The 9,576-nt window shown below is 71.0% G+C and carries 9 protein-coding genes; 4 read left to right on the top strand and 5 right to left on the bottom strand.

All coding sequences use genetic code 11. The features are described 5' to 3' along the window. Positions 1-707 (bottom strand): LysR substrate-binding domain-containing protein (locus tag AOK09_RS13290; RefSeq protein ID WP_055587377.1); only part of this gene is annotated, 707 nt, incomplete at its 3' end. A 196-nt stretch (positions 708-903) separates the two neighbouring features. On the opposite strand from AOK09_RS13290, the gene AOK09_RS13285 reads away from it, so the two are divergent. Continuing rightward, positions 904-1,458: a peroxiredoxin gene (locus AOK09_RS13285; protein ID WP_055587376.1), complete on the top strand. Its 555-nt coding sequence runs from the start codon at positions 904-906 to the stop codon at positions 1,456-1,458. A gap of 4 nt (positions 1,459-1,462) precedes the next feature. Beyond that, positions 1,463-1,999 (top strand): alkyl hydroperoxide reductase, encoded by a 537-nt coding sequence (locus tag AOK09_RS13280; RefSeq protein WP_055587375.1) that lies wholly within the window; start codon positions 1,463-1,465, stop codon positions 1,997-1,999. A 118-nt stretch (positions 2,000-2,117) separates the two neighbouring features. Here AOK09_RS13280 and AOK09_RS13275 read toward each other — a convergent pair whose 3' ends face one another. From AOK09_RS13275 to AOK09_RS13260, 4 genes are all read right to left on the bottom strand, one after another. Further along, positions 2,118-3,572 carry an AI-2E family transporter gene (locus AOK09_RS13275; protein WP_079063015.1) on the bottom strand — a complete coding sequence of 485 codons (1,455 nt, stop codon included), beginning with the start codon at positions 3,570-3,572 and terminating at the stop codon, positions 2,118-2,120. Positions 3,573-3,950: 378 nt separating this feature from the next. Continuing rightward, positions 3,951-4,634, bottom strand: coding sequence for a lytic transglycosylase domain-containing protein (locus AOK09_RS13270; RefSeq protein ID WP_055587374.1), 684 nt, complete (start codon positions 4,632-4,634; stop codon positions 3,951-3,953). 480 nt (positions 4,635-5,114) lie between these two features. After that, positions 5,115-6,434, bottom strand: coding sequence for a PhoH family protein (locus tag AOK09_RS13265; protein ID WP_055587373.1), 1,320 nt, complete (start codon positions 6,432-6,434; stop codon positions 5,115-5,117). A gap of 310 nt (positions 6,435-6,744) precedes the next feature. Continuing rightward, positions 6,745-7,536, bottom strand: a complete 792-nt coding sequence (locus tag AOK09_RS13260; RefSeq protein ID WP_055587372.1) for an isoprenyl transferase — start codon at positions 7,534-7,536, stop codon at positions 6,745-6,747. A 137-nt stretch (positions 7,537-7,673) separates the two neighbouring features. On the opposite strand from AOK09_RS13260, the gene mgrA reads away from it, so the two are divergent. After that, on the top strand, positions 7,674-8,714 hold the full coding sequence (gene mgrA / locus AOK09_RS13255; protein ID WP_055587371.1) for an L-glyceraldehyde 3-phosphate reductase: 1,041 nt from the start codon (positions 7,674-7,676) through the stop codon (positions 8,712-8,714). Between the two features lie 311 nt (positions 8,715-9,025). Continuing rightward, positions 9,026-9,576: carbohydrate binding domain-containing protein (locus AOK09_RS13250; protein ID WP_175609297.1), on the top strand; the 551-nt coding region annotated here is incomplete at its 3' end.

Below are 9,576 nucleotides of genomic sequence, written 5' to 3'. Positions count from 1 at the left end.
CCTGCGGCGCGGGTGGTGGCGGCGGGGTCGGCGCCGACGTCGCGGCAGATGTCCAACGCCTGGTCGCGCAGGCAGTGGCCCTCCTCCAGCAGCAGCACATCGAGGTCCAGCAGGACGTCGCGAGGGACTCCGGCGCGTCCGGCGAGCGCATGGCCGGCCGGGGTGACCAGGACGAAGTCCTCGTCGAAGAGCGGGATCTCCAGCAGCGGCAGGGAGCCGCCGGCCGGCAGCGCCATCAGCAGCAGGTCGAGCCGGCCGGCTGCGAGGCCCTCCAGCAGTGAGGAGGTGCGCTCCTCGTGGACGTGCAGTTCCAGGTCCGGATAGCCGTCGCGGACCATCCTCAGCACGGCGGGCAGCAGATACGGGGCGACGGTGGGGATCACGCCGAGGTGCAGCGGCCCGGTGAAGGGGCGCCGCGCGGCCTCGACCTCCTCGGTGAGCGAGTGCAGCGACGCCAGGACCCGGCGTGCGTGCTCGGCGACGCGCTCACCCAGCGGGGTGATGATGACCTTGCGGGTGGTGCGCTCCACCAGCTGTGCGTCCAGCGCTTCCTCCAGCGCGGCGACCGCCCCGGAGAGGGCGGGCTGGCTGGTGCCGATGGCTGTCGCCGCGTCCCGGAAGTGCCGGTGGTCGGCGACCGCCGCGAACGCTCTGAGCTGGGCGACCGAGGGGGTGCGGACGGCACGGGAGGCTGTGGGCTTCGCCACAGCCTGCGCGGCCCTGCCGGCGCGGGCCCCGGTATCGCCGGGCTTTCGGGTACTGATAGCCACCTCCGATCAGATGCTTCGATTCTAGCTATTTCACGGATCAAACATCCGCGTGCGAGTGTGGATCGCGTCCGTACGGTGCGGAACCATACGCAACCCGGACGTAATCCCTCAACGAGCTCAAGGAGCAGCGAACGTGCTCACCATCGGTGACAAGTTCCCTTCGTACGACCTGACCGCCTGCGTCGACCTCGACCCCGAGAAGGCGTTCGCCCAGATCGACCACAAGACCTACGAGGGCAAGTGGCGGGTCGTCTTCTTCTGGCCGAAGGACTTCACCTTCGTCTGCCCGACCGAGATCGCCGCGTTCGGCAAGCTCAACGAGGAGTTCGCGGACCGCGACGCCCAGATCCTCGGTGTGTCCGGCGACTCCGAGTTCGTCCACCACGCCTGGCGCAAGGACCACGCCGACCTGCGCGACCTGCCCTTCCCCATGCTCGCCGACCCCAAGCACGAGCTGATGAGGGACTGCGGCGTGGAGGGCGCGGACGGCTACGCCCAGCGCGCCGTCTTCGTCGTGGACCCCGACAACGAGATCCAGTTCGTGATGGTGACCGCCGGCTCCGTGGGCCGCAACCCCAAGGAGGTCCTGCGGGTGCTCGACGCCCTGCAGACCGACGAGCTGTGCCCCTGCAACTGGAACAAGGGCGAGAGCACCCTCGACCCGGTCGCGCTGCTCGCGGGCGAGTGACACCGTGGCCCTCGACACCCTGAAGGCGGCCCTTCCCGACTACGCCAAGGACCTCAAGCTCAACCTGGGCTCGGTCATCGGCAACTCCACCCTCCCCGAGCAGCAGCTCTGGGGCACCGTGCTGGCCTGCGCGATCGCCTCGCGCAGCGCGCGGGTGCTCACCGAGCTGGAGCCGGAGGCGCGGGAGCACCTCTCGGAGCAGGCGTACACCGCCGCCAAGTCCGCCGCCGCGATCATGGCGATGAACAACGTCTACTACCGGACGCTGCACCTGCTCTCCGACAAGGAGTACAGCACCATGCGAGCCGGTCTGCGGATGAACGTCATCGGCAACCCCGGCGTGGAGAAGATCGACTTCGAGCTCTGGTCGTTCGCCGTCTCGGCGATCAACGGCTGCGGCATGTGCCTGGACTCGCATGAGCAGGTGCTGCGCAAGGCCGGTGTGGAGCGGCAGACGGTGCAGGAGGCGGCCAAGATCGCAGCGGTCGTCGCCGCGGTCGCCGCCACCCTGGACGCCGAGGGCGCCCTGGCCTCGGAGTGACCTCCGCCGCCGTCCCGGGCGGGGAAACCCGGGGCGGCGGTACGGCGGCGAACCCGGCCGGGCCGGCTGCACTCGACTCCCGCAGCCGGCCGTCCCAGGTCCCCGGACGCCGCCGGCCTCAGGAATCCCCCGTACCGGACTGTCCGGACGGGGGATTTCCGTTCTCCGGCGCCTCGTCGGGCGCGGTGCCCTGGCCCGCGTCCGTGGCGCCCGCCGCGGCGGCGCCCCCGGCCGCGGCCGGCTCGGCCTGGCCCCGGGTCAGCTGTTCGTCCTGCGCGGCCTCCAGCGCGGAGAAGACCTCGTGGCCCGCGGCGGTGCGCCGGCGCAGATAGCCGACCACCGTGTTGGTCACCGCAACCAGCGGCACCGACACCACCGCTCCGCCGATGCCGGCGACGATCGAGCCCGACGCCACCGCCAGCACCACCGCCAGCGGATGCACCCGCACCGCCCGGCCCAGGATCAGCGGCTGCAGCAGATGGCCCTCTATCTGCTGCACGGCCACCAGCACCACCAGCACCATCGCCGCGGTGAAGGGCCCCTGGGTGACCAGCGCGATCAGCACCGCGACCGTTCCGGTCACCAGCGCTCCGACCAGCGGGACGAACGCCCCCAGGAAGATGATCACCGCAAGGGGTACGGCCAGCGGGACGTTCAGCAGCTCGATGCCGATGCCGATGCAGACCGAGTCGATGAAGGCCACCAGCACCGTGCCCCGCACATAGCTGGTGAGCGTCGCCCAGGCGCGCGGCCCGGCCCCCGCCATCGCGTACCGGGAGTGGCGGGGCAGCCCCCGCAGCGTCCACTGCCAGATCCGCTCGCCGTCGTAGAGCAGGAAGAAGGTGCAGAAGGCTGCCAGGACCACGCCCGTCAGCACCTCGACGGCGATGGTGACGCCGGTGAAGCCGGCCGAGGTTATGGCGTCGGAGTTGGTGCCGATGGCCTTGGAGATCTGCTTGGCGAAGTCGCTGATCTGCTTGTCGGTCAGATGCAGCGGCCCCTTCACCAGCCAGTCCCGCAGCTGGTCCACGCCCTCCTGGACCCGGCTGGTGACCGACTCCAGGTTGGTGGTCACCTGCCACACCACGAACCAGCCGACCAGCCCTATCCCGACCAGTCCGCTGAGGAAGGTCAGCGCCGCGGCCAGCGCACGCGGCAGCCCGTGTCTGCGCAGCCAGGCCACCGTGGGCTGCAGCAGGGCGGCGATCAGCAGCGCGGCCATGAAGGCCAGCGCCACGATCCGCAGCGTGGTGACCACCCGGAAGACGACATAGAGGGCCGCGCCCAGCAGCAGCAGCCGCCAGGTGGACTCGGCGGCCACCCGCAGCGCCCACGGCACCGCCTCGGCCGGTGTCGCGGGCCGGCCCAGATGGGACTCGCGGTGGTACGCGGTGACGGGCGACGGCAGGGTCCGGACCTCGGGGCCGGCGGTCTCCGGCGGCGGTTCCGCGTGCTGCGCCTCCCGCCGGAGCAGTTCGTCGGCCTCCCGGCGGCGCTCATCCAGCCGCGCCGCCGTGCGCGCGGCGGCAGACTTCCCCCAGGCGACCACACCCCATCTGCCGATCCGCGACACTCGCGACACCGTCCCTCTCCCCCTCGTCCTGCGCGACCCGCGACCCGCGGTGCGTCCCGGCTCCGGTGCCGGTTGTGTGCTCGACCGTACCCGCTGGCGCGGCGGACGATCCCCGCGGTAGGGGTCCGGCTGGGCAATGGGCCGCCGTGGCGTTCGGTCAAAAGGGGCGATTTCAGGTCTTTTTGGTGCCGCCGCACGGGAAGACGGCTCCCTGTGCGGGCCGCCCACGCCCGGGCCGGACCTCCCCGGACACGGATACGCCCCCGACCCGCGAGGGGTCGGGGGCGTACTCGGGGCCGCCCGGCACGGGCCGCCCCTGGTCCCCGCTGTGGTGCGTGGGCCGTGGTGCGTGATGCGGCGCCCGTGGGGCAGCCGCACTCAGTACCAGTTGTGCGCCTGCCAGAACGACCAGGCACCGCAGGGGCTGCCGTACCGGGAGTTCATGTAGTTGAGGCCCCACTTGATCTGGGTCGCCGGGTTGGTCCGCCAGTCGGCGCCGGCGGAGGCCATCTTGGAGCCCGGCAGCGCCTGCACCAGACCGTAGGCGCCCGAGGAGGCGTTGGTGGCCGTGTAGCGCCAGCCGCTCTCCCGGGTGACGATCTGCGAGAAGCACTGGAACTGCGTGTCGTTGCCGATGATGGAACGGGCCAGCGCCTGGACCGATCCCGGGGACACATCGATGGGCGCGGCGAGCAGCGAGCGGGCCTTGGCCCGGCTGGCAGCCTCGGCCTTGCGCTTGGCCTCGGCCTCCTTGGCGGCACGGTCCGCGTCCGCCTTGGCCTGGGCGACCTGGGCGGCCTTCTTGCGGGCGGCCTCCTCCGCAGCCTTCTTGGCTGCGGCGTCGGCGGCGCTGGCCTGCGCGTCCGCCTGCCTGCCGATGTTGTCGCTGATGGTCTGCGCCTGGGCGCCCGAGGGGATGTCAGCGAGCAGGGTTGCGCCGGCGACATCGACCGTCTGCGTGGTCTTGCCCTCGTTGCCCGAGGCCACGCCCACGACGGCACCGACTGCGGTGACGGCGGTGGCGGAGGCCACAGCAACTCCCCGGACCGAGATCCGAGTCACATGGTTTCCTTCCAGCATCATCCGCGCGTGACCGTGCGGACGCGACCTACCCCTGTCGCTGGCCTCCACCGGTGCTGGTCACGGGAGGCGCGGGCCCGGTTCCCCGGTGGGACGGGGGTGGTGGATCACGGGCGGCGTACGGCTTCACCGGTCTTCAGTTGTTCGCACACAACGTCACCGTGAAGGTGGCGTCGCCGCCGGGGAGGCGGCTTGTCACGCCGTACGCGGGGCCTGACAGAACCCACACCATGCCCGACGGAGACCTGTCCACGCAATTCTCTGTTGCGTGTCGAAATTCACAGGCGCTGCCGACCAGGAACTTTGCCGTTCGCTGGGCACCGGGCGCAGGGCGGGATTAGGCTCCGGACACTGTTGCCCTGCCCCGCACCGCAGTTGGGGGCGGACGGCGAAAAGGGGTCGAGCCCTGAGGCTCGACCCCTTTTGTGCGGAATTAACCGCCTGAGTCCGTTTCACACGCTTTTATGGCTGAACATCCTCCAGCATCTCGGTGACCAGCGCGGCGATCGGCGAACGCTCCGAGCGGGTGAGGGTGATGTGGGCGAAGAGTGGGTGCCCCTTGAGCTTCTCCACCACCGCCACCACCCCGTCGTAGCGGCCCACCCTCAGGTTGTCCCGCTGGGCGACGTCATGGGTGAGCACCACCCGGGAGCCCTGGCCGATCCGGGACAGCACCGTGAGCAGCACATTGCGCTCCAGCGACTGCGCCTCGTCGACGATCACGAAGGCATCGTGCAGCGAGCGGCCCCGGATGTGGGTCAGCGGCAGCACCTCCAGCATCCCGCGGGAGACCACCTCCTCGATCACATCCGCGGTGGTCACCGCCGAGAGGGTGTCGAAGACGGCCTGCGCCCACGGGCTCATCTTCTCGGCCTCGCTGCCCGGCAGATAGCCCAGCTCCTGGCCGCCGACCGCGTACAGCGGCCGGAACACCATCACCTTGCGGTGCTGTCCGCGCTCCAGTACGGCTTCCAGCCCCGCACAGAGCGCCAGCGCGGACTTGCCGGTGCCGGCCCGTCCGCCCATCGACACGATGCCCACCTCCGGGTCCAGCAGCAGGTCGAGTGCGATCCGCTGCTCGGCGCTGCGGCCGCGCAGGCCGAACGCCTCACGGTCGCCCCGCACCAGCCTGACCCTGCCGTCGCCGGTGACCCTGCCCAGGGCGCGCCCGCGCTCCGAGGTCAGCACCAGTCCGGTGTGCACGGGCAGGTCGCGGGCCTGCTCGATGTCCACCGTCTCCTGGCCGAAGAGTGCGTCCACCTCCTCGCCGGAGACCGCGAGTTCGGACATCCCCGTCCAGCCGGAGGTGATGGCCAGCTCGGCGCGGTACTCCTCCGCGAGCAGGCCGACCGAACTCGCCTTGATGCGCATCGGCAGGTCCTTGGAGACGACGGTGACGTCGTACCCCTCGGCCTGGAGGTTGCGGGCGACCGCGAGGATGCGGGTGTCGCTGTCGCCGAGCCGGTAGCCGGCGGGGAGCACGGACGGGTCCGAGTGGTTGAGCTCGACCCTGATGGTGCCGCCGATCTCGCCGACCGGGATGGGCTCGTCCAGCCTCCCGTGCCGGATCCGGAAGTCGTCCAGGAGCCTGAGCGCCTGGCGGGCGAAGTAGCCCAACTCCGGGTGGTGCCGCTTGGCCTCCAGCTCGGTGACCACGACCACCGGGAGCACGACCTCGTGCTCCTCGAAACGGGTCATGGCCATCGGGTCGGCCAGGAGCACGCTGGTGTCGAGAACGTACGTGCGCCGGTCGTGCATCCGGCGGCTCTTGGAACTGACCACAAGGCCTCCCGGGCGGGTGACCCGACGTCACCCGCGGCTCACCGGTCCCCGCGGCCCCGGTGGCCGAGGTCCCGGTCTGGTGCGAGTATTCCCTCGCCTCGCCGCTTGCATGCCGCCGACGACCAACTGACGGATCATCTTCAGCTGGCGTTTGCCCTTGTGGGAGGGGGGTATCGCACTCTTTCGGCACATGCCGCGGTCAGTGCCGCAAGCATCCGGTCATTTCCGGCAGATTACGACCAACCCAGGTCGCCACGCCCGAACGCGAGTACGGGGAGCAGCCGGGTCGACCGCCCCCGGACCGGGTCCGTCAGCCGCCGAAACGGCGGTGCCGGGCCGCGTAGTCCCGCAGCGCCCGCAGGAAGTCCACCTTGCGGAACGCCGGCCAGTAGGCCTCGCAGAAGTAGAACTCGCTGTGGGCGCTCTGCCAGAGCAGGAACCCGGAGAGCCGCTGCTCCCCCGAGGTGCGGATCACCAGGTCGGGGTCGGGCTGGCCGCGGGTGTAGAGATGGGCCGCGATGTCCTCGGTGTCGACGGTCTCCGCCAGCTCCTCCAGGCTGGTGCCCCGGCCGGCGTGCTCCTGGAGCAGGGATCGCACCGCGTCGGCGATCTCGTGCCGCCCGCCGTAGCCCACGGCGACGTTCACCAGGATGCCGTCCACGTCCATGGTGTCCTGCTCGGCGGCCTTCAGCACGGCGGAGGTGCTCTCGGGCAGCAGGTCCAGCGCACCCACCGGGTGGACCCGCCAGCTGCGGGCGTCGGCCAGCCCCTGCACCGCGTCCTCGATGATGCCCAGCAGCGGCACCAGTTCCTCGGCGGGCCGGCTCAGGTTGTCGGTGGAGAGCAGCCAGAGCGTGACCACGCCGACGCCGGTCTCGTCGCACCAGCCCAGGAACTCCTGGATCTTGTCGGCGCCGTGCCGGTGGCCGTCGGCGGTGCTGATCCCGGCGGCGCGCGCCCAGCGGCGGTTGCCGTCCAGCATCACTCCGACATGGCGAGGCACCCGTGCGGGGTCGAGATGCGCCTCGACCCGGCGCCCGTACACCCCGTAGACCAGGTTCCGCAGACCCGGCGTGCGATAGACCAGGTCGCGCAGACCCATGGTGCTCAGCCCCTCCGTGCACTTGCCCGACTGCAGGGTACTCCGGTCGGCCGTACGTGAACGAAACTCGCTGGTGAACGCGCAGAATGCGCAGCGTAGTGTCGCCGCGGACAACAAACTCGAAAGGCATCCGTACGATGATCCCTGCCCCCCACCGGGCCGCGGACGACCGCTACGACGGCTCCATGCGGTACCGCCGCACCGGTCGCAGCGGGCTGAAGCTGCCCGAGATCTCGCTCGGCCTGTGGCACAACTTCGGCGACGACAAGCCGATGGAGACCCAGCGGGCGATCCTGCGCCGCGCCTTCGACCTGGGCGTCACCCACTTCGACCTGGCCAACAACTACGGACCCCCCTACGGCTCCGCCGAGGCCAACTTCGGCCGCCACCTCGCCGCCGACTTCCGCCCGTACCGCGACGAGCTGGTGATCTCCACCAAGGCGGGCTACGACATGTGGCCCGGCCCCTACGGCGAGTGGGGCTCCCGCAAGTACCTGCTCTCCAGCCTGGACCAGTCGCTCACCCGGATGGGCCTGGAGTACGTCGACATCTTCTACTCCCACCGCTTCGACCCGCAGACCCCGCTCGAGGAGACCATGGGCGCCCTGGCATCCGCCGTGCAGCAGGGCAAGGCGCTGTACGTGGGCATCTCCTCCTACAACGCCCAGCGCACCAGGGAGGCCGCCGACATCCTCGCCGGCCTCGGCGTCCCGCTGCTGATCCACCAGCCCTCGTACTCGATGCTCAACCGCTGGCTGGAGGAGGACGGACTGCTGGACGTGCTGGAGGAGACCGGCACCGGCTGCATCGGCTTCGCGCCGCTGGCGCAGGGCCTGCTCACCGACAAGTACCTGGGCGGCATCCCGGAGGGCTCGCGCGCCACCCAGGGCAAGTCGCTGGACCCGCAGTCGATCAGCGAGCACACCGTGGGCAAGCTGCGTGCGCTCAACGGCATCGCCCAGCGCCGCGGCCAGACGCTGGCCCAGCTGGCGCTGACCTGGCTGCTGCGTGACGACCGGATGACCTCGGCGCTGATCGGCGCCTCGTCCGTGGCGCAGCTGGAGGCCAATGTGGCCGCGGTCCAGGGCCCGCGGCTCACCGCCGAGGAGCTGTCGGAGATCGACGAGTACGCCACCGACTCCGGACTCAACCTCTGGGCCAGGTCCTCCGAGGGCTGACCTCCTCCTCCCTCAGGGACATCCGCCGCCGCGCGGTCCCGCAGCCTGAGAGCCCCCGTCCGAGCCAGGGCGGGGGCTCTCGGCGTACCCGATGCCGCCCTGATGCCTTCCTTAAGAGACCCGTAAGCCGCCGTTCGCCGTCTTGACGACCGTCATTGGTCTAGTCCACCGTGTGGGGCACACAGCACTGCGTGCCCTGGGAGCAGGGACGGGCCGCGCCGTGCCGCACGCTTCACCCTTCCCCCCCTCACCGGACCGCCGTGTTCCCCCGACGCGGCGGTCCGCCCTCCGCGCAAGGGAGTCACAGACCCATGGCACGTGCTGCACACAGACGGCACAAGCGCACCATCAGCGCTCTGGCCGCCGGCGCCACCGCCCTCGGCGCTGCCGCAGCCGGACTCGCCCTGCTGCCCGGCGGAGCCAGCGCCGCGGACGGCAACCTGACCGTCAACGGCGGCTTCGAGACCGGCACCAAGGCCAACTGGACCTGCTCCGGCACCGCGAGCGTCGTCACCTCCCCCGCCCACTCCGGCTCCTACTCGCTGCTGTCGACGCCCAGCGCCTCCGACACGGGCCAGTGCGCGCAGCAGGTGTCGGTGCAGCCCAACTCCAGCTACACGCTGAGCGCCTGGGTGCAGGGCCCGTACGTCTACCTCGGGACCACCGGCAACGGCACCACCGACGTCTCCACCTGGACCACCTCGTCGTCCTGGAGCCAGCTGAGCACCAGCTTCAAGACCGGTGCCTCCACCACCAGCGTCACGATCTACGTCCACGGCTGGTACGGCCAGGGCGCCTTCAACGCCGACGACATCACCCTCACCGGCCCGGGCGGCACCACCCCGCCGACCTCGCAGCCGCC

The organism is Peterkaempfera griseoplana, from assembly GCF_001418575.1.
GTDB classification, from domain to species: domain Bacteria; phylum Actinomycetota; class Actinomycetes; order Streptomycetales; family Streptomycetaceae; genus Peterkaempfera; species Peterkaempfera griseoplana.
Note: the sequence above shows the minus strand (reverse complement) of the source record. Positions and strands in the feature narration are given on the sequence as shown.

Coding starts and splice junctions, on each gene's coding strand:
- AOK09_RS13260 (WP_055587372.1), bottom strand. CDS start 7,536: ATGGGTCTGCGCGACCTGGTCTATCGCACGCCGGGTCTGCGGAACCTG.
- mgrA (WP_055587371.1), top strand. CDS start 7,674: ATGATCCCTGCCCCCCACCGGGCCGCGGACGACCGCTACGACGGCTCC.